The following is a 19,612-nucleotide window of genomic DNA, read 5'->3' on the forward strand; positions in this document are numbered from 1 at the left end:
GGATGAGTTTTATTGTTTTGAAAATAGCTCCACAGCTCTTTGCTCCGACCAGTAAATGTTATGATTAAGCTTCGCAGGTCTAAACCCGCAGTGTCCTCCGTCCCGCGTCGCGATCAGACAAACAAGCTCGTGTGCTGCCAACTCGCTCAGTGGCAAGCTCTCGTAAGGTACGATCGGATCATTTTTTGCATTAATGACCATTGTCGGGATGGCAATATCCTTGATGAAGAATTTGGAGCTGCATTGCTCGTAGTAATGGTCCGCACTATTGAACCCATGCAGCGGTGCGGTAAAAATATGGTCGAAGTCGTAGAGTGTTCGCACATGCTTTTGATCTGCTACATTAATACGATCCGGGAAATGTACCGCCTTCTCATTCACCTTCGGTCTCAGCGATCTTAAAAAACGGTGCATATAAACTGCATTTTCAGGCTGAATAATGGCGAGACTGCAAGCTTTAAGATCCATAGGAACACTAAACACCAATGCATTTCGGATACTCGGATCCAGATTACTTCCTGATTCGCCCAGGTATTTGAGTGTAAGATTGCCCCCCAGACTAAAACCAAGCAGATGAATGCTGTCGTATTTATTTTTTCCAATGGCGTGTTTAACAACGAGATCAAGATCTTCTGTGGCGCCGCTATGGTAAAACCGCGCCGTCTTGTTCATTTCCCCACCGCAGCCGCGAAAGTTCCAAGCCAGACAGTCAAATCCTTTTTCATTTAAAAGCTTCACCATTCCCAGAATGTACTGTCGCGTACTGTTGCCTTCGAGGCCATGCGAGAGTATAACCAACCGCCCCGATCCGGCGCTATTTCCGTAAGACCAGTCGAGGTCCAGAAAATCTTCATCATCGGTTACAATTCTTTCCCGGAAATATTTTACACCCCTTACCCGGCGAAAAAGTGCGGGGTAAATACTCTGAAAATGCCCGTTTGGGAGCCAGTAAGGGGAAATATTGGATAGGGTTTCAATCAAGGGCATGCCACAAAGTTTAATTAATTAACTAGAATAATTCTAAGTGATTTTTAATTTTATTCTTGTTTTTATATTTTTTCTATATACATTTGGTTTTTAAAAAAATATAAGATCAATACTAATGGCAGAAGGTACAGTAAAGTTTTTCAATGACTCCAAAGGATTTGGATTCATCCAACCATCAACTGGTGAGAAGGACATTTTCGTTCACGTTTCAGGTCTTCAAGACGACATCCGTGAAAATGACAAAGTGTCTTACGACGTAGAAAATGGAAAAAAAGGTCTGAATGCAGTTAACGTTCGCGTTATCTAAGTTTAGGCATAAAAGACATTTCGAAAGCATGCTGTACTGCATGCTTTTTTTTATGTCCATACTTTTATTTTGCCTTGCTCATTTCCTTAAAAGTCTTTTGACTATATGCATTGAAAGGCTCCGCAAGGCCTGCGGAGCGAATTCTATCTGGCTACTTCTATTTTATATTTCTTTCCCTTCATCTTTTCTGTGGCAATCAGTGCCAGCATGTCCTTTACTTTATCTCTTTTGACGGCCGCAAATGAAATGTTGTCTTTAACCTCAATAAGTCCCAGGTCCTGTTTTTCAATCTGCCCTTTTTGAAGCAGAAACCCAACAATATCCATTTTATTGAGCTTATTTTTCTTACCTCCGCTGATATACACCGTCACCCACTCAGAAACCGGCGGTAGCGATGATTTTGCAGGAAGCGTAAGTACTTTGAGTCTGCCTGGAATGTAATCGGGAAGTTGCTCGTCCTGGTGCGTGAGCATGTAGGCGGTACCCTCGGCCATCATACGGGCTGTGCGGCCATTACGATGCGTAAACTCGTCCGCCTTCATCGGTAATTCAAAGTGAACCACGTGCTTCACGTCCGGGATGTCGAGTCCACGTGCGGCCAGGTCCGTTGCGGCCAGGTACTGTACGGATCCATTTCGAAAACGGATCAATGTTCTTTCACGATCTTCCTGTTCCAGCTTGCCATGAAAAAATGCGCAATCAATACCTTCTTCTTTCAGTATCGCGCTGATTCGTTCCACAGAATCTCTTTGATTACAGAATATCAAGGTCGATTCAGCTCCCAAGACGCCTAACAACTTAACCAGTACCGGAATCTTATCTTTTTTCTCCGATATTACCTGAACCAATGTCAGGCCACTTTTTTCCTTATTCTCATTCACATAATCAATGACTACCGGCGCTTTCAGTCCTGCGAATGAAGGGATTTTAGCGTTAGTAGCCGAAACAAGAATTCGTTTTTTAAGGCCACGGAGATTGCGGATAATGTCAGTCATTTCTTCCTGAAAACCCATTTCCAGAGACTTGTCAAACTCGTCGAGTACCAGTGTGGATATTTGTTTTCCGGTGAAAGATTGTCGCTGAATGTGATCCAGAACGCGGCCCGGTGTACCGATAATCAATGCAGGAGGCTCTACCAGGCTGCGAATTTCCGTGGGCATATCGTGCCCGCCATAGCAGCAAGTCACTTTAAAGCCGGTTGACATTTTCCGCCAAACCTGCTCGATCTGAAGGGCCAGCTCCCGGGTAGGAACCACGATCAGACATTGTACCAGTTGTACGTCAGTCTTTAAAATACCTGCAATCGGTAGCAGGAAAGCCAGTGTTTTCCCTGAGCCTGTGGGGGAAAGCAGTACTACCTCACTATTTTGCTGAATCGCATCATTTGCTTCATTTTGCATTGCATTCAGTGCTGCAATGCCTAGCCCGTCGAGATTAACGGGGTGGTTTTCCGGAGTTATCATGCCCAAAGATACGGCACTTTGGCTCCGATGACCACGCCGCTCACACTTTTATGATAGGCTGGCCTAATTTCAGATCAGTCGAATAAATCTTCTGAACGTTCCAGCATGAGAATGGAGGCTTGCGGAACGATCACATATTTCTGACCGTCATATTCAAGATCGATGGCATTGCGTTGCAAATAAATCGCTAAATCACCCTCTTTGGACTGCAAAGGCATGTATTTTACTTTTTCTTCGGTCTCTTTCCAAGGCTCGTCCTCTGCTGCCACAGGAATGGGATAGCCCGGACCTACCTTGATCACATATCCGCTTTGAACCTGCTCTCTTTCCGTAACCGTTGGCGGAAGATACAAGCCACTATTGGTTCTGTCACTCGGGCTTTTGGGACGGATCAATACCCGGTCACCCACTACTATTAGACTTTTTAACCGGTTGTCAGAAGTTACTTCGTACATTTTATTGAAAACTTTAATCTGGATAGCTAGGGATGAAATTACCCTTTAAACAAGGGTAACAAATATTTAATAGCAAATGTTTGCCCCTTTCTCTTTCCTTTTAAAACTGGAAGTATATGAACTGATTTTCAGTGAGAACGCCCAGGAAATAGGTAAGAAAAGAGATGATCGGAAACAGAATGAAGAATAATGTAGTGTTCCGGGTTGGTATTTTTTCGTAGTAATGCTCCTTGATCAGCAGGAAAACAATCAGGAAAACGCAAAACCACATTTCCACACTATTTAAAGGTGTCATGATCTCGTCTGATAAAGACAGGTTTGCGATGCCCTTCAAAATAATGACCGACCGACCAATGGAATTCCGAAAGAAAACCCACGCAAGCGTCACTAACATGAAGGTCAGAAAGATATTAATTGATCTAAAAAAGAGATTGTCCGGTACATGAATATTCGCTTTTTTTATCCATTTATCGCGAACCGACGCCAGTACCTGGTAGATGCCATGGAGGCTGCCCCAAATGACAAAACTCCAACTCGTACCATGCCACAACCCGCTTACCATAAAGACGATCAGCTGATTACGATATTTCATTAGCTCACCCTTTCGATTTCCCCCAAGTGGAATGTATAAATAATCCCTGAACCACGTGGAAAGCGAGATGTGCCATCGTCCCCAAAATTCAGGGATGGACCTGGCTTCATACGGTGACCGGAAGTTGTCCATTAAAGTAAAACCCATGACCCGGGCCGCTCCAATGGCCATGTCGGAATAGCCGGAGAAATCGCAATAAATTTGGAAAGAATAAAATATGGTAGCTGTTAATAATGTCAATCCATTGTGGTCCGAAGCGGGATCGTAAGCGTAATCGACCATGATCGAAAGTCTGTCGGCGATGACCATTTTCTTAAAAAGTCCAAAAGCCATTTGCATTAATCCTTGCTTCACCTGCTCAAAGTCGTATTTGAAATACGAATGAAACTGGAACAGCATATTCTGTGGCCGCTCGATCGGACCAGCTACTAACTGGGGATAAAACATCACGTACAAAGCGTAAATCCCGAAATGCTTTTCAGCAGCTTGGTTCCCACGATACACTTCAATGGTGTAGCTCATGGCCTGGAATGTGTGAAATGATAACCCGATAGGCAATATGACCTTACCAGCCTCAGTGATCATTTCTGCGATCGGACCAGGTAAAATTCTCGTCAGCGGCGGTATAGCAAACCGAAAGTCCATCAAGGCGAGGACATGGTTGACCGAATCCTGCAAAAAGTCGTAATATTTAAAAAAAGCGAGGATACCAATGTTCGAAATTAAACTGATAACCAAGAGCAGTTTTTTCTGCTTTGCGTCCTTCGATTTCTCAATCCAGATGCCTGCATAATAATCTATAATGATAGTTCCAAAGAGTATCAGTATAAAAACAGGCTTGAACACCATGTAAAAATAGCAGCTGGTAACTAGCAAAAGCATCCAGCGGCCGCGCCACGACAGACTGAAATAAGCCAGCGTAACGACAATAAAGAATATGATGAATTGGATCGTGTTAAACAGCATTAGCTCAAATGTACTCGCGGTCGACTATTTCTTCCTTGATGATAAATAAAGGACGGTTTTTGGATTGGAAAAATATGCGCAGAACATATTCGCCAATAATTCCGAGGGCCAGCAGCTGCACACCGCTAAACAATATGATCACAAAAAGTAAAGAAGTAAAACCTTCAATCACGTGCGCGAAGAACATTTTCTTGATGACAACAGTCAAAAAATACACGAGCGAGATCAGGATAGCTGTAATCCCAATCCGGCTCATAAACTTCACCGGAAATTCACTAAAATTGAAAATACCGTTATATGCCAGTTGAAACAACTGCTTGAATGAATACTTGGATTCGCCGGCAGCCCGGGCGTCTCTCTCATATTCGAAGCCAACCTGCTTAAATCCGATCCAGGAACGCATTCCCCGCAAATAGCGGCTTTCTTCCGGCATTTTATTAAGGACATTCACTACCCTGCGGCTGATCATCGCAAAGTCGCCGCTATCCAGTGGTATCTCTACATATGAGATCGAACGCAGTATCCGATAGAATAAATGGTAGCCAGCTTTCTTGATAATTCCTTCTTTCCGCTTTTTACGGACTGCATATATCACATCGTTGCCGTCTTGTAGCAACTTATAGAATTCAGGAAGCAGTTCGGGGGGGTCTTGCAGGTCTCCGTCAATTACAAAAAGAGCCTCGGTGCCGCGTGCAGCAGAAATACCGGCCGTTAATGCCAGCTGATGGCCGTGGTTTCTGGATAAAAATATACCGTGGTACCGCTCGTCCGTCAATGCCAGTTGCCTGATTTTGAGTGCAGTATCATCCTTACTACCATCGTCGATGAGCACTACTTCTATTGCCAGCGGACTCGAATCCATCAATGCATTGATGCGTTTCACCAGCAGAGGGAAAGACTCGGACTCGTTGTAAAGCGGCGCAACAATGGATATCTGAGGGGTTTTCAATATGATACTGTTTTCAATTGGACCTATGGCGGCAAAAATACACCTTTCAGTGCATTATCGAAATATTCATTTATTTAAGGTATTGTAATTTTTCTAAGAATACCGCCGCTTGTTTGTCCATTCTGAACGCGGATTACTCCCAGATCGTACGTGCCTGGCAGCAGTGAAGTGAATGGAATTTCGACATCCGAGCCTTTGTCATACTGCCGAAAAACGTTCCTGCCAGCGTACTTATGCGGCTCCATTTTGAAAAAATAAAGGTGCCCGCTATTTCTGACAAAAGCATACTGCCCACTTGACCTATTATAGGACATTGGACTTACAGAATCATCCAGATAGAATGCTTTTTCCCGGTCAGTAATGGCTATTTCTTTCTGAAAAGGAGCATTCCCCTGAATGGAGGCTACCTGGGTCGCTAGTTCTGAAACCTGCGTGGGATACTGGAAAACTCCTAAACTGACCATGTCCTTCATCAAATCATCAACATAACCCGCACTTTTTGAGAACGGCACATGTCCTAACCCAAATCCATTATACTCTTGATTGTAGCCGTTCACAGTCAAATACTTATGTCTTTCTGAGATCACAGGCAAATAACTGTAAATGGAAATACACCAGATTGCTATACTTACTACCAAGGTGAGCTGAAATGCCTTTTTCTGTAAACCCTGACGATTTGTTGAAGCGATAAATGTCAGGTAGGCTATGGTCAGGAACAATGCGGGGTACATTTTGTAATTGCTGACGATCATCACAAAAAAGCCAAACCTGGGCCTCAACAACCCGATGATCAATGCATTAACCAACAAGAATGTTAGTATTCCCAATAAAAACTTCTGGAATGCCTTGGTTTCAATGTAAGCTTCAATAGTTGATGCCGATAAGCCGATCGCTTTGCGTGGCCAACCGAATGTCTGGGTTAGCCAGGGCGTTAACTGCCTGAGAAGCCAGATTACAATCCATATCATCACCAGAAAACCCATCAGTACTGGCAATGCTGAACGCACGACGATGGTTTTCTCTGGAAAAAAGTCAAATAATCCGCCCAGAAAAGCGAAAAAGCCCAAGACCGATAAATGGGGATATTTGGCAAAAAACGCCAGACTGGATTCATTCCCCTGCGCCGATAATCCGTAGAAATAGAAGCCCACCGCCAATGTTCCGGCCACGCACCACACCGCGAGATGCTTATAACGAAAGCTAAGCAGTAATACGACCACGCCGGCAGGCCACACAAATATGCCGTTACTCATGGCATAAGTAGCGCAAACGGCCGCCAGCACTGCCCATCCAAAACGATTTTTTGATAATAAAAACATCGACAGGCATACGAAGAAAACCACCGGCTGATGTTGCAGACTACAAATTGCCCAAAGAAAGACCAAATGATACTGCAATTGAAACAGCAAAAAAGGCACCGGCAGAAAATACCACCAGCTAAGCTTGCTCTCTTTGAATGATCGCCAGAAAATAGCGAGCGTACCTAATGTAAAGCAAGCCCCGGCAATGTGCAGAAATGTGAAATTAAGATGACCGGTAATCCAGTAGTAGATCAATGTTACCAGCTTCCCGACCACCATCCGATGCTCATTGTTGGGCTGGAACAGCAGGTTGAGGCGGTCAGATAGCGACGCGTCTGTGATCCATTTGTGCAGGAAATCCGGAAAAGGATCGAAATCGTCGTACCAGGGAAGGTTGACGGAATAGTATAAAATGACAAATACCCAAAGCAAGACGGGTACCAGCATCGAAACGATACGAAGAAGATTACTGTTTTTGTTCACTTTCGGTACTTTTCACAGTGATCACCTTTTTTCCATAATAACCCGCCATACATCTGTTCCACCAGGACGTTGAGTCCGTTTTAATGTCATCGTCCACGAAAATGGAAAGCGGTTTTGACTGTATCAGGGGCAGGTCAACAATGTCTCCTTTTGCGTTTTCCAGCATGGCGTAACGGGCATACATTTCTTTGTCAAATGCAGCTGCTTTTCCTTTTAACCAATCTCTGTACAGCATATTAACGTTAGCGCTGCGATAAAAGGACAGCGCAATTGAAATCGCCAGAATGGCATAAAGTACGCCATAACGAACTACTGTAAAATGGAAGTAGTCGATCTTTCTTTGTTTGAAATAATGAAAAACAACTCCGATTAAATAGAACCACCCGATCAGGAAAAAGAAGTAAACGCAATTGATCACCCGTGGTGACGGGTCGATCCCTACTCCATAATAATTCGGGAAAAGTTGGGCCGCCAATATACCTACCACCATCAGCAATGCATACCATACCGGGATCGAAAAGTAAATCCGCGAGCCTTCCGAAACACGGGAAAGTACGACCAGCCAGGCTACTGAAAAGAACAACAGCGGTGTTCTGAACAACCAGTCATAACTAAGTTTGGCCAGCATTTTGAACGATGAAATGATCGAAAACGGAATATTTCCTCCCAATGGATTGGTACCGATCCTCGCATCATTTCCCGGTGCAGCAAAAAACATATAACATGAAAGAAGCGCCACGACCAGCATGGAAACCATAAAACCATCAACCTTCCGGTGGTATAACAGTCTGTAAACCCACCAGGCGCCAATCAAAAGTACCATGGTCAGCAAGTTAGGCTCGCTGCAACCAATTGATGCGAATACCAGAAAAGCAGCTAGAATACCTTCGAGAATTTTAGATGATTGCGTGTCCTGACGATACCATCGCAGCACCAGCACGATCCAGAAAAGGGTCAATATGCTTGGTACGGTAAAGGTTACAAACCCCGCCATCCAATAAAATGCTTCCGAAGTCCCTGCCATTTTAACGACAAAAAGAAAGAAAACAACTCCTGCAAAACCTATGTGAGCAATGCGTGAAAGCGTAGGCGTAAGGTGACGGAAAAGGCTGTAAAATGAAAAAATAGTAGCCCCGATCAGCAGAACGGGCAGCACTTTAAAACCTGCAATGGAATGAAACAATAGCGGATTGCTGTGATTCAGGAAAATACCAAAATAGCGGCCTGTCCACCCGGTGTAATAAAGTTTCATCGCCCCAAACCATCCGTATTTAAAAACAGTGTCGATGTAGCAGTAGTCATCTGCGGGCGACGGGTGATTATAGTATGATAGCGCCAACATCGGTATAAGCACGACGAACATCAACAGCATGTTGATGTAGTTGCCGACACTTCTGTATTTCCTATAAAATCTATTCATTGACAGTTTTTTCAATAATGTAACGTGGGCGGCCTTTGACTTCTTCATAAATCTTACCAATGTATTCCCCGATCAGGCCCAGCGCCATCATATTGGAACCGCTGAAAAAGGTGATCGGCAACATGGTGGACGTCCAGCCGGGAACGGTATAGCCTACCAAATATGAAAACAGAATGTACACGACGATGGCCATGGCGATCAAAAAATTGAACACGCCGAAATAGAGCACCAGCCGCATTGGAAATGTGGAAAAGGACGTGATCCCGTTCCAGGCGAAGAGCACCATTTTGCTCAGCGGGTATTTGGTTTCCCCGGCCTCGCGTTCCAGCCGGTTGTAGAAAACCTTGTCATTCCGGAAGCCGATCAGCGGTACGACACCCCTCAGAAACAAATTAATTTCCTTATAATTACCCAATTCCTGCAATACACGGCGATCCATCAGCCTGAAATCAGCATGGTTGAAAACAACCGGAACGCCCATTTTTTGCATTAAAACATAAAAACCTTCTGCAGTCGAGCGTTTAAACCAGGAATCGGAACTTCTGTCGCCCCTCACGCCATACACCACCATTGCACCGTCCCGATGTTTCTCTATCATGGACGTGATCGCGTTGATATCGTCTTGTAAATCAGCATCAATGGTAATAAAGCAATCGAAGTGATCAATGTGTTTTTCAAGCCCGGCCATGATGGCGCTCTGGTGTCCGAAGTTTCTGGACAAGCCTACCCCGATCACATTAGGATCCTCGTGGCAAAGATCTTCAATGATATTCCAGGTCCGGTCCCTGCTTCCGTCGTTCACAAAACAAATCCTGCTATCCTGAGCAATGAGTCCTTGTTGTTTGATGCCGTTGAAGTAGGTGTTTAATTTAGAATAGGTCAGATACAATATCGCTTCCTCATTGTAACATGGTATTACTAAAAGTAAACGGGCTGGATTCATATTTATCCTTTTGATTGAAGCGACAAAAATAGCAGTAATAAGTTAATATGCTCCTTTTCCTTATCCGGCCCTGCTCAATAAGGCCTATTTCTTCATTTCAATTACTTTCCGGTCGTGTTTTCCGAAAGCCGTATTCATGAGCAGCGGGTAAAGCAAAACCGCAAGCAAAATCAGTAATGTACCGAGGTAAAACTCCTGTGTCATCCGCTCTTTTTCGCCAAAAAAGAAAAAGGCCAGAGCTATACCATATACCGGTTCGAGGTTGATAGTCAGATTGATAAGATAGGCGGAAAACTGCTTCATGAGCTGTGTGGCCATCGTGCTGGCATAAACCGTACATACCAGGGCGAGAAACAAAATCCAGATCCAATCCTTACCTGCGGGAATAAAAGGTTCGCCGCCCGTCCAGCCCTGCCATTCTGAAATTCCTAAAAACACAAAGGAAAAGACGGTCGCACCGATCATTTCGTAAAAGGTAATGGTGTAGGCACTAATCCGCTGGACTAGTTTGCTATTGGCTACTGTAAAAACAGCTGCCAGCAAGGCCGAAGCTAGCGCCAGCGCGAGCCCCAACGCATGGTCAAATTCGAATCTGAATACCACATATAAACCTGCAAAAGCCAGAATTCCCAGCCCAACTTCCAGCGGCCGGATTGGTTTTTTACTGACAAGAGGTTCGATCAGGCTCGTCCAGAGTGAGGTAGTGGCCATACCTGCGAGGCAAACGGAGGCCGTTGATACCCGTGCCGATGCGAAAAAAAGCATCCAGTGCGCTGATAACACAAATCCTACCGCCAGCATTCTGAACAGGTCCGTGCTGTCGGTTTTAAATGGTTTTTGTTTGAAAAAAATAATGAGACCCAAACCTGCTGCTGCAAAAAGCGTACGGTAAAAAACCAATGCGACGGGGGAAATAGTGACCATCAGCCCCACAATAGCCGTAAAACCCCAGATCATGACCAGGAAATGCAGATGCAGGTATGACCGCAGATTGGCAGGTGAAAGCATATCAGCGCGGTAATGTTTTGTATAAAACCACTCCGATCAGTGAAAAAACAATGTTGGGTAACCATACCGCAAACAAAGTATTGATCGTACCCGCCTCAGCGACGCCTTTTGATAAGAGAAAAAATAGAATGTAGATAAAGGCCAGCATGAAACCGAGCGCGATCTGCCACCCAACCCCTCTCCTGCTTTTACGGGCCGACACGATCACTCCGATCGCCGTGAGGATCAGAATGGCGAAAGGCTGTGTAAAACGAATGTATTTTTCGATGAGGTATACTTCCAGACCATCCGCACCCCGACTTTTAAGCAAATCAATGTATGCATTCAGCTCTGGTAAGGTGAAAGTTTCGAACAGGTTGTAATCGCTTTCAAAATCTTTGGGCGATAGGTTGATCGTCGTGTCAATTTCCATACCGCTACTCAGTTTTTCGCCCAGACTATCCAACGTTCTGATTTGGTAATTTTGGAGATTCCATTTGCCCCTTTTCGGCTGCCAAACAATTTTATCAGCGTAGAATTTCTGAACCAGCTGAGTGCCTTTGATGGTTTCCATTGTAAACTTATTCCCCGTTTTGGTGGCAGTGTTATAGCTTTCGAGATAGGCATACACGTCCGGGGCGATGGTTATATGCACATTATGTCCGCTGAAATAGAACTCCTGCCTGACGTAAGTTTTTTCAAAATTGTTACGGATCTTGTTCGCTTTGGGCAGTACCCATCCTACCTGGATAAATGTAACCGCACCAAGGATCACCGCGCCGACCATATAGGGTAGCAGCATGCGCCCAAAACTGATCCCACTACTCAGCATCGCCACAATTTCGGTCCGGGCAGCAATGCGTGACGTGAAAAATACGGTCGCAATGAATACCATCAGGGGACTGATGTAATTGATCCAGTAAGGGATGAGATTAAGGTAATAATCAACGAGGATTTCATTGAGAGGCGCCTTTTTATCCAGAAAGTCATCTACTTTTTCCGTGTAATCGATCATGCAAATGATCAGTACGATCACGAATGCCACGAAAACATAGGTTATCAGGAAATTTTTGATCAGATAGCGATCCAGAATTTTAAGTCTCATGGCTGGGTTTGTCTCATCGGCGCTGTACCAATAAATTTTTAGATACCTCGAGACTGATAAACAACGTCGGACCGCCGTTTATTTGTACAGAAGCAGATTTATCATATTCATTAATTTCTTTGATTTCCAAAACAGCGCCTAACGTAATTCCAGACCTGTCCAGATGTTGCAAAAATGAAGGCGCATGATCGAGTACACCCATCATCAGCACTTTCTCCCCGACCTGCGCATCCGTTAAGATACGATAATCTGGCTCGGTAAGGTTTCCTTTTGAATCGGGAATAGGGTCACCGTGCGGATCAAACCTGGGGTGTTCCAGGAAAATGTCGAGCCTTTCGACAAGGATCTCCGAAGGTATATGTTCCAGTTCCTCGGCGATGTCGTGCACCTCGTCCCATCCGAAACCCAGTTTTTCGACTAAAAACACCTCCCAGAGCCTGTGTTTACGGATTACCTTGATCGCCACTTTCTCACCCAACTCGGTCAGCGTGACGCCCTGGTATTTTTTGTAATTGATTAATCCTTTTTCCGCCAGCTTACGTAACATATCTGTAACGGAAGCAGCACGGGTCGCTGTACTCTCGGCAAGCGCATTGGTACTCACCTCTGCACCGTCGCGTCCGGAAAGCGAATGAATAATTTTAAGATAATTTTCTTCTGTGAAGGAGTTCTGCATTGCAAGTCGGCATCGGTTGCCTGGTCTGATTATTGCAAAAGTACGCTTTACAAATCATAAAATAAAAAATTTAGACTAACCTAAAAATATATTTAAGAATTTATTTATCTTTGTTTTCGGTAAACGAAATTGTTTATTTCGAACGCTCACAAAAATGATAGACAATTTAAAAGAAAATAGATCATTGCGAAATAAGATATCAGACGATACCGACCGTCTGGCCTCCCTATCAGAAGTGCATTCATCCATCCCTGTGCCCGAGGGAGCAGGATTTTGGAAAAAAATGATGGCTTTCGCAGGTCCCGGCCTGATGGTATCAGTAGGTTATATCGATCCGGGTAACTGGGCTACTGACATTGAAGGAGGCTCACGATTTGGATACGCATTACTTTCAGTAATCCTGATTTCCAACCTGTTTGCGATGCTTTTGCAGCATCTTTCACTCAAACTCGGCATTGCTTCCGGCCGTGATCTTGCACAAGCCTGCCGTGATTATTATTCACGTCCCGTATCTTTTGTTCTTTGGATACTCTCTGAAATCGCCATTGCAGCCACCGACCTGGCCGAAGTGATTGGTTCGGCAATTGCGCTCAATCTGTTATTTGGCCTGCCGCTGCCGGTTGGGGTTGTGTTAACTGCTTTGGATGTTCTCGTTGTACTTTATTTTCAGCAAAAAGGTTTTCGCATCATTGAAAGTATCGTAGCCGGTCTGATGACCATCATTCTCTTTAGTTTTGTATATGAAATGATTGTTTCTCAACCGTCGGTTTCTGGAATGCTGGGTGGGTTACTGCCAAAGAAAGAAATCGTCACCAATCCAGGCATGCTCTACATTGCGATCGGGATCCTGGGTGCGACGGTGATGCCCCATAATTTGTACCTGCATTCCAGTATCGTGCAAACCCGTGCATTTAAACGGGATGAAGAAGGTAAAAAGACGGCCATTAAGTTTGCTACCATAGATTCAACCGTATCGCTTGCACTCGCTTTCTTCATTAATGGATCGATCCTGGTACTGGCAGCTACCGCTTTCCATGCCAATGGTCGCTTTGAAGTTGCCGACATTACCGATGCCTACCATTTGCTCGACCCAATTTTAGGCGTGAGTCTTGCCGGTATATTTTTCGCGCTCGCATTACTCGCTTCCGGCCAAAGCTCCACACTGACCGGTACGCTCGCCGGGCAGATCGTCATGGAAGGATTTTTGAACATTCGCCTGAAACCCTGGCTGCGCCGCCTCATTACCAGAGGAATTGCCATCGTGCCTGCCTTGATTGTCTCTTATTTTTATGGAGAAAAGGGCACTGCTGATTTGCTGGTTTTCAGTCAGGTTATATTATCGCTCCAACTAAGCTTTGCAGTAGTCCCGCTTGTACTCTTTACTTCAAACAAGGGCATCATGGGCAGTTTTGCGAATTCAAAAATGGTAACTGCGTTAAGCTGGGTGATCACTTTGACGATTATTTGTCTGAATGGCTACCTGCTTTTCAACACTTTCAACCGCTAATTTGCTGGCTGACAAATTAAATTTGTCAGTGGCGGTAACTTCTTTGCTGCGGTTTCCTAACTTTCGCCGTTTTTTCGACAAAAAGTGAATGGAATCCAAGCATAATCTAGATAAGGTAACAGCCGCAGGCATACTGGTTGCATTCGGTATCATTTACGGAGACATTGGCACCTCGCCATTGTATGTAATGCAGGCCGTTATTGGGTCTGAAAAAATTACAGAAGAAATTATTTACGGTGCATTGTCCTGCATTTTCTGGACACTTACGTTACAGACGACCGTTAAATACGTGATCCTGATATTGCGTGCTGACAACCGTGGTGAAGGAGGTATTTTCGCCCTGTACGCGCTGGTTAGAAAGCATGCAAAATGGTTAACTGTTCCGGCTATTCTCGGGGGAAGCACATTACTGGCGGATGGCATTATCACCCCTCCCATTTCCGTTTCTTCGGCAGTTGAAGGTCTTAAATTGCTTTATCCCAATATACAAACCATTCCAATTGTAATCGGGATTCTTACTGCAATCTTCCTAATCCAGGGTTTCGGGACAAAAATTGTTGGAAGAGCCTTCGGCCCTCTGATGGTCACCTGGTTTACAATGCTTGGTGTGTTGGGGCTTTCCCAAATTATGCTGCATCCAGCCATTTTCAAGGCTCTTAGTCCCGTATATGGGTATCAGTTGCTTACTGAACATCCGGGAGGGTTTTGGATGCTGGGTGCTGTTTTCTTATGTACGACGGGCGCTGAGGCTTTGTATACGGATCTTGGACATTGCGGGAGGGGAAATATCCGAATTAGCTGGATTTTTGTCAAAAGCTGTCTGGTTCTCAACTATTTTGGACAAGGTGCCTGGCTTTTATCGGAAGTGGGAAATCTGCTCGGTGGACGCAAACCTTTTTATGAGATCATGCCTGAATGGTGGCTGCTTCCCGGTATCATCATTGCAACTTCGGCTGCCATTATTGCCAGCCAAGCACTTATTTCGGGCTCATTTACACTCATATCAGAAGCCATACGACTCAATTTCTGGCCAAAAGTAAGGCTCATCTACCCAAGCGATCAAAAAGGACAGCTATATGTCCCCAGTATCAACTGGTTGTTATTGTTAGGTTGTATAGCCGTGGTTCTTTATTTTAAAGAGTCCGCCAATATGGAGGCCGCCTATGGTTTGGCCATTACGTTAACCATGATCATGACGACCATTTTGATGTCATATTACCTGTATATCAAAAGGGTTAACTTGTGGATTGTCATTGCATTCATGTTCCTGTATCTGTCGATTGAAGGACTATTCCTGGGTGCAAATTTGCTGAAATTCACCCATGGTGGCTGGTTCACCATCCTCATCGGCGTGGTGGTAGCAGGGTTAATGACCGTTTGGTTGAAAGCCTTTTACATCAAACTACGTCTCACCGAATATACGAAACTTGAAAAATACCTACCTGCATTGCATGAGCTCAGCCGGGACATCAGTATCCCAAAATATACGACTCACCTGGTGTTCATGACCAATGCATCGCGTGCTACTGAGATCGAGACCAAAGTCATTTATTCTATATTTCAAAAACGGCCCAAACGTGCCGATGTGTACTGGTTTATCCACGTGGACATTACCGATGACCCGTACACAATGGAGTATAAAGTGCTTTCCGACGATGATAACAATGATAACGTGATCAAGATCAATTTCCGGCTAGGATTCCGGGTGGATCAGCGGATCAACATGTTTTTCAGGAAGGTGGTGGAAGATATGGTGATGAACAAAGAAGTGGACATTACCAGTCGCTACGAGTCGCTGAGCCGCCAGAACATTACCGGGGACTTCCGTTTTGTGGTACTGGAACGCTTTCTTTCATTCGAAAATGATCTACCGTTTGTGGAGCAACTAGTGATGAAAACATATTTCTTCGTCAAAGACTTCACGACACCGGAAGACAAATGGTTTGGATTGGACAGCAGTTCTGTTAAAATCGAGAAAGTACCGCTGATCATTCGTCCGGTCGAAAATATCAAACTGAGAAGGGTTTTCTCCTGATTTCGCTTATTTCCTGAAAGGATCAAAATTGTCAAGTAACATTGCAATTGTTGATCCTTTTGGTTTTTAAATACGTCCTATCAACTCATTTATAATGATTTCCCAACGTCGATTTGCCCTCGCTCCATTATTTCTCCTGCTGCTTTCCTCCCTGAATGCATACGCGCAAAACGGAGTCACCATTCCCATTGAAACGAGGGAAAATGCATTGGTCATTCAAACCGATAAGGATAACCATCCCGGTATTATTTACTTTGGAAAAAAGCTTGGTAAGGCGTCGGACTATGCATTGGTTCCTTCTCAAAGCCGCCAGAGAGATGGCAATGCAGGTATTTATAACTCTGCCTATACCCCTTCCGGCTCCTGGAATGTGTCCGAACCAGCTCTGCAAATAACTCATTCGGACGGTAACCCATCGCTGGACCTGATTTATGTAAGTCATAAAACCGTCAAAGAAAATGAAAATACTACATTGACGAGCATCCTGTTGAAAGATCCAATCTATGCGGTTCAAGTGACGCTGAATTACAGGACTTTTTTCCAGGAAAATGTAGTGGAACAATGGAGTGAGATCAAAAGCTCGGAAAAAGGACAGATCATGTTGCAAAAATATGCTTCTGCTAATCTCTATTTTGTTGCCAAAGATTTTTACCTAACCCATTACAATGGTACCTGGGCTAAGGAAATGAATCCCGAAGAAGAGCATTTGACTGCCGGGATCAGGGTTTTGGATTCCAAATTAGGAACACGGGCCAATCTTTTCCAGCCGCCCAGTTTCATGTTGTCATTTGACAAACCTGCTACTGAAACGGAAGGAAAAGTAATGTTGGGAACTTTGGCATGGTCCGGTAACTTCCGCATGGATTTCGAAGTTGATTCTTACCATAATCTGCGTCTCATTGCCGGGATCAATAATTATGCATCCGAGTATCCGCTCAGTTCCAATCAAGAATTTAAGACACCGTCATTCATTTACACATTCTCCGAAAACGGCAAAGGCGACGCCAGCCGCAACCTGCACAACTGGGCCAGAAAATACAGGATTCTGGACGGAGAAGGGTCGCGACTTACCTTGCTCAACAACTGGGAAGCCACTTATTTTGATTTCAATGAAGAAAAGCTTGCGGGATTGTTTAAAGACGGTAAAAAACTAGGCGTAGACCTGTTTCTGCTCGACGATGGCTGGTTTGCTAACAAATACCCCCGCAATAACGACGGCGCAGGGCTCGGCGATTGGCAGGAAAACGTCAAAAAACTACCGCACGGCATTGGATACCTGGTGAAGGAAGCTAAGAATGCCGGGATCAAATTTGGTATTTGGGTGGAACCTGAAATGGTGAATCCTAAAAGTGAATTGTACGAAAAGCATCCCGACTGGGTGATCAAACAACCGCAGCGACCGGAGCATTATATGCGCAACCAGCTGCCTCTGGATCTCTCTAATCCAGAAGTGCAAAACTTCGTTTACGGAATCCTGGACAAACTTTTTACCGAAAATCCTGAGATCGCATATATCAAATGGGACTGCAATGCGATCACATTCAATGCGCATTCTGCCTATTTGGAAAAGAGCAAACAGAAGCAATCGCAGCTTTATGTGGATTATGTGAAAGGCTTATATAAAGTTTTGGAAAAGCTCCGGGCCAAATATCCGAAGGTTCCGATGATGCTTTGCTCCGGCGGCGGCGGTCGTGTGGATTATGAAGCATTGAAATATTTTACCGAATTCTGGCCCAGCGACAACACCGATCCATTGGAAAGGGTATTCATGCAATGGGAGTACTCGTACTTCTACCCGGCCATTACACACAGCGCCCACGTTACCGACTGGGGAAAGCAGCCGCTCAAATTCCGTACGGACGTGGCTATGATGGGGAAACTGGGATATGATATTGTAGTAAGTCATTTGAATGAAAAAGACCTCAAATTCAGTCAGCAGTCGGTTTCCACTTACAATGCGATTAAAGATGTGGTATGGCATGGAGACCTTTACCGGCTGGTGGATCCCAAGCAAAATGATTTTGCTTCATTAATGTTCTCAACCAAAAACAAAGACCGCGCGATCCTGTTTTCTTACCTCACCGGAAACCGGAATGGCGCAGGTTCCGACATTCCTTTCAGGTTACAAGGCCTGAATCCTGCCAAGCAATACAAAGTGAAGGAACTGAATCTCTACCCTGAAACCAAAACCCCAATCAAAGAAGACCAGACCTATTCCGGAGAATTTCTGATGACAGCAGGTTTCAATCCGGCTGTTAGTGCGAGGCGGACTAGTGTTATTATTGAGATTACGGCTGTGGATTAATGTTACGAAACTAGACGGAAAATATCATCGAGCTCCCGCTCAGTGATATTTTCCTTTTCCGATTTGTCGTAGATACTCGAAAGGAACACAGTATTTTGAAGGATTTTCACATAAGTAATGATTCTTACCCCACCTGATTTTCCTTTGCCTTTTGACGAAACCGCCCAGCGGATTTTGTAAAAATTGTTACCCAATGGTGTGCCTTCATCAGGTTTGATTTCCAGATGTGAAATCAAATCGGCAAGGTCTTTCTTCAGGGAAGGATACTTCTTTGCAAGTCTTTTAGATTGCTTGTCAAAAAGTGGAATGGAGAGTATATTATAACTCATTCAAGAGGTCTTTGGCCGGCCGGGCTTTAAGCGTTCCCTGTTCAACCATCTTCAATTGAACAAGTGCCTCTTTAATTTCAGACAATATTTGCTCCTTGGAAGGGTCCTCATATTCGAGAACTTCCAAATCCTTGTATTGCTTTTTTAAATCATTCCATTCATTAATCGGAATGTAAACTCCCGTCGTTTTTCCTTTGCTGTCATGTATGACTTGTAGTCTCATAGTCGTTTCAGTTCGTTGCTCTAAGTATCTAACATACTTACTATTTCAAATAAACCCCTTCTTCGTCCGGCCTGCTGAGTACCACCTGAACGTGTTCCGTCAGCGTGGTGCTGAGCGAATATCCTACGTAGTCGGCGTGGACAGGAAACAGGTGATGGCTGCGATCCACGACCACCGCTACCTGAACTTTTTTCATACGCACTTTCAGGAATGGCTCCAATGCAAATGCTAATGTCCGGCCAGTATTCAGTACATCATCGGCAACGATAATGACCTGATTTTCTACATTAACCTCTTTATCGAACAGAATGGGGCTTTGGAAATGTACATTCTTATCAAAACGCAGCTCCACCAATTGAACGTCTAATGGCGAAATGTCTAACAGTTCACTGGCCAATCTTTGGGCAAAAGCATAACCTTCTCCCGCAATGCCGGCGATAATGATACCGGTTTCCTCGAAATTCTGTTCGTAAATTTCAAAAGCGATACGACGAATTTTCTGGCCCGTCTGATGAGAGCTGAGTATCTGGCGCCGCAAAATAGTGCTGTTATCGGTCATGGAATGCATTCGTTAATAAA

At 44.5% G+C, this 19,612-nt stretch carries 18 protein-coding genes; 4 read left to right on the forward strand and 14 right to left on the reverse strand.

The window, feature by feature from the left end:
• Nucleotides 1–9 precede the first annotated feature (9 nt).
• A complete protein-coding gene (locus ABIO93_RS02005) occupies nucleotides 10–987 on the reverse strand; it encodes an alpha/beta fold hydrolase (RefSeq protein ID WP_348063872.1) in 978 nt (325 codons plus the stop codon).
• A 115-nt stretch (nucleotides 988–1,102) separates the two neighbouring features.
• On the opposite strand from ABIO93_RS02005, the gene ABIO93_RS02010 reads away from it, so the two are divergent.
• Nucleotides 1,103–1,294, forward strand: coding sequence for a cold-shock protein (locus ABIO93_RS02010; RefSeq protein WP_026630672.1), 192 nt, complete (start codon nucleotides 1,103–1,105; stop codon nucleotides 1,292–1,294).
• Nucleotides 1,295–1,437: 143 nt separating this feature from the next.
• Here the strand turns inward: ABIO93_RS02010 and ABIO93_RS02015 are convergent, their stop codons facing one another.
• From ABIO93_RS02015 to ABIO93_RS02060, 10 genes are all read right to left on the reverse strand, one after another.
• The gene (locus tag ABIO93_RS02015; RefSeq protein WP_348063875.1) at nucleotides 1,438–2,757 is read right to left on the reverse strand and encodes a DEAD/DEAH box helicase; all 1,320 of its coding nucleotides are present in this window, start codon (nucleotides 2,755–2,757) and stop codon (nucleotides 1,438–1,440) included.
• Between the two features lie 74 nt (nucleotides 2,758–2,831).
• Nucleotides 2,832–3,212 carry a co-chaperone GroES family protein gene (locus tag ABIO93_RS02020; protein ID WP_348063877.1) on the reverse strand — a complete coding sequence of 127 codons (381 nt, stop codon included), beginning with the start codon at nucleotides 3,210–3,212 and terminating at the stop codon, nucleotides 2,832–2,834.
• Nucleotides 3,213–3,312: 100 nt separating this feature from the next.
• Nucleotides 3,313–4,770: an MBOAT family O-acyltransferase gene (locus ABIO93_RS02025; protein WP_348063879.1), complete on the reverse strand. Its 1,458-nt coding sequence runs from the start codon at nucleotides 4,768–4,770 to the stop codon at nucleotides 3,313–3,315.
• 4 nt (nucleotides 4,771–4,774) lie between these two features.
• On the reverse strand, nucleotides 4,775–5,719 hold the full coding sequence (locus tag ABIO93_RS02030; RefSeq protein WP_348063881.1) for a glycosyltransferase family 2 protein: 945 nt from the start codon (nucleotides 5,717–5,719) through the stop codon (nucleotides 4,775–4,777).
• Between the two features lie 74 nt (nucleotides 5,720–5,793).
• On the reverse strand, nucleotides 5,794–7,503 hold the full coding sequence (locus ABIO93_RS02035) for a hypothetical protein (protein ID WP_348063883.1): 1,710 nt from the start codon (nucleotides 7,501–7,503) through the stop codon (nucleotides 5,794–5,796).
• The gene (locus ABIO93_RS02040) at nucleotides 7,487–8,923 is read right to left on the reverse strand and encodes a DUF6056 family protein (RefSeq protein WP_348063885.1); all 1,437 of its coding nucleotides are present in this window, start codon (nucleotides 8,921–8,923) and stop codon (nucleotides 7,487–7,489) included. Before ABIO93_RS02040 ends, ABIO93_RS02035 begins: the two co-directional genes overlap by 17 nt.
• On the reverse strand, nucleotides 8,916–9,866 hold the full coding sequence (locus ABIO93_RS02045; protein ID WP_348063887.1) for a glycosyltransferase family 2 protein: 951 nt from the start codon (nucleotides 9,864–9,866) through the stop codon (nucleotides 8,916–8,918). Before ABIO93_RS02045 ends, ABIO93_RS02040 begins: the two co-directional genes overlap by 8 nt.
• 84 nt (nucleotides 9,867–9,950) lie before the next feature.
• A complete protein-coding gene (locus ABIO93_RS02050; RefSeq protein ID WP_348063889.1) occupies nucleotides 9,951–10,874 on the reverse strand; it encodes a DMT family transporter in 924 nt (307 codons plus the stop codon).
• A gap of 1 nt (nucleotide 10,875) precedes the next feature.
• Nucleotides 10,876–11,958: an LptF/LptG family permease gene (locus ABIO93_RS02055; protein ID WP_348063891.1), complete on the reverse strand. Its 1,083-nt coding sequence runs from the start codon at nucleotides 11,956–11,958 to the stop codon at nucleotides 10,876–10,878.
• Nucleotides 11,959–11,971: 13 nt separating this feature from the next.
• A complete protein-coding gene (locus tag ABIO93_RS02060) occupies nucleotides 11,972–12,634 on the reverse strand; it encodes a metal-dependent transcriptional regulator (RefSeq protein WP_348063893.1) in 663 nt (220 codons plus the stop codon).
• A gap of 154 nt (nucleotides 12,635–12,788) precedes the next feature.
• Here ABIO93_RS02060 and ABIO93_RS02065 point away from each other — a divergent pair, with 154 nt between their 5' ends.
• The 3 genes from ABIO93_RS02065 (at nucleotide 12,789) to ABIO93_RS02075 (ending at nucleotide 18,481) form a co-directional block, all read left to right on the forward strand.
• Nucleotides 12,789–14,141, forward strand: coding sequence for an Nramp family divalent metal transporter (locus ABIO93_RS02065; RefSeq protein ID WP_348063895.1), 1,353 nt, complete (start codon nucleotides 12,789–12,791; stop codon nucleotides 14,139–14,141).
• An 88-nt stretch (nucleotides 14,142–14,229) separates the two neighbouring features.
• Nucleotides 14,230–16,176, forward strand: a complete 1,947-nt coding sequence (locus tag ABIO93_RS02070; RefSeq protein WP_348063897.1) for a KUP/HAK/KT family potassium transporter — start codon at nucleotides 14,230–14,232, stop codon at nucleotides 16,174–16,176.
• A gap of 94 nt (nucleotides 16,177–16,270) precedes the next feature.
• Nucleotides 16,271–18,481 (forward strand): alpha-galactosidase, encoded by a 2,211-nt coding sequence (locus ABIO93_RS02075; RefSeq protein WP_348063899.1) that lies wholly within the window; start codon nucleotides 16,271–16,273, stop codon nucleotides 18,479–18,481.
• A 2-nt stretch (nucleotides 18,482–18,483) separates the two neighbouring features.
• Here ABIO93_RS02075 and ABIO93_RS02080 read toward each other — a convergent pair whose 3' ends face one another.
• Genes ABIO93_RS02080 through ABIO93_RS02090 form a run of 3 tightly spaced genes read right to left on the reverse strand, consistent with a single transcriptional unit; the run spans nucleotide 18,484 to nucleotide 19,592 of the window.
• The gene (locus tag ABIO93_RS02080; RefSeq protein WP_348063901.1) at nucleotides 18,484–18,810 is read right to left on the reverse strand and encodes a type II toxin-antitoxin system RelE/ParE family toxin; all 327 of its coding nucleotides are present in this window, start codon (nucleotides 18,808–18,810) and stop codon (nucleotides 18,484–18,486) included.
• Complete coding sequence (locus ABIO93_RS02085) at nucleotides 18,800–19,033, reverse strand: hypothetical protein (RefSeq protein ID WP_348063903.1); 234 nt, start codon at nucleotides 19,031–19,033, stop codon at nucleotides 18,800–18,802. The genes ABIO93_RS02080 and ABIO93_RS02085 overlap by 11 nt, the downstream gene beginning before the upstream one ends.
• 40 nt (nucleotides 19,034–19,073) lie before the next feature.
• Nucleotides 19,074–19,592 carry a phosphoribosyltransferase family protein gene (locus tag ABIO93_RS02090; protein ID WP_348063905.1) on the reverse strand — a complete coding sequence of 173 codons (519 nt, stop codon included), beginning with the start codon at nucleotides 19,590–19,592 and terminating at the stop codon, nucleotides 19,074–19,076.
• Nucleotides 19,593–19,612: the final 20 nt, after the last annotated feature.

Source organism: Dyadobacter sp. (assembly GCF_039919315.1).
Classification (GTDB): Bacteria; Bacteroidota; Bacteroidia; order Cytophagales; family Spirosomataceae; genus Dyadobacter.

Coding starts and splice junctions, on each gene's coding strand:
- ABIO93_RS02005 (WP_348063872.1), bottom strand. CDS start 987: ATGCCCTTGATTGAAACCCTATCCAATATTTCCCCTTACTGGCTCCCA.
- ABIO93_RS02040 (WP_348063885.1), bottom strand. CDS start 8,923: ATGAATAGATTTTATAGGAAATACAGAAGTGTCGGCAACTACATCAAC.
- ABIO93_RS02090 (WP_348063905.1), bottom strand. CDS start 19,592: ATGACCGATAACAGCACTATTTTGCGGCGCCAGATACTCAGCTCTCAT.
- ABIO93_RS02020 (WP_348063877.1), bottom strand. CDS start 3,212: ATGTACGAAGTAACTTCTGACAACCGGTTAAAAAGTCTAATAGTAGTG.
- ABIO93_RS02025 (WP_348063879.1), bottom strand. CDS start 4,770: ATGCTGTTTAACACGATCCAATTCATCATATTCTTTATTGTCGTTACG.
- ABIO93_RS02085 (WP_348063903.1), bottom strand. CDS start 19,033: ATGAGACTACAAGTCATACATGACAGCAAAGGAAAAACGACGGGAGTT.
- ABIO93_RS02075 (WP_348063899.1), top strand. CDS start 16,271: ATGATTTCCCAACGTCGATTTGCCCTCGCTCCATTATTTCTCCTGCTG.
- ABIO93_RS02060 (WP_348063893.1), bottom strand. CDS start 12,634: ATGCAGAACTCCTTCACAGAAGAAAATTATCTTAAAATTATTCATTCG.
- ABIO93_RS02070 (WP_348063897.1), top strand. CDS start 14,230: ATGGAATCCAAGCATAATCTAGATAAGGTAACAGCCGCAGGCATACTG.
- ABIO93_RS02065 (WP_348063895.1), top strand. CDS start 12,789: ATGATAGACAATTTAAAAGAAAATAGATCATTGCGAAATAAGATATCA.
- ABIO93_RS02015 (WP_348063875.1), bottom strand. CDS start 2,757: ATGATAACTCCGGAAAACCACCCCGTTAATCTCGACGGGCTAGGCATT.
- ABIO93_RS02010 (WP_026630672.1), top strand. CDS start 1,103: ATGGCAGAAGGTACAGTAAAGTTTTTCAATGACTCCAAAGGATTTGGA.
- ABIO93_RS02045 (WP_348063887.1), bottom strand. CDS start 9,866: ATGAATCCAGCCCGTTTACTTTTAGTAATACCATGTTACAATGAGGAA.
- ABIO93_RS02050 (WP_348063889.1), bottom strand. CDS start 10,874: ATGCTTTCACCTGCCAATCTGCGGTCATACCTGCATCTGCATTTCCTG.
- ABIO93_RS02055 (WP_348063891.1), bottom strand. CDS start 11,958: ATGAGACTTAAAATTCTGGATCGCTATCTGATCAAAAATTTCCTGATA.
- ABIO93_RS02080 (WP_348063901.1), bottom strand. CDS start 18,810: ATGAGTTATAATATACTCTCCATTCCACTTTTTGACAAGCAATCTAAA.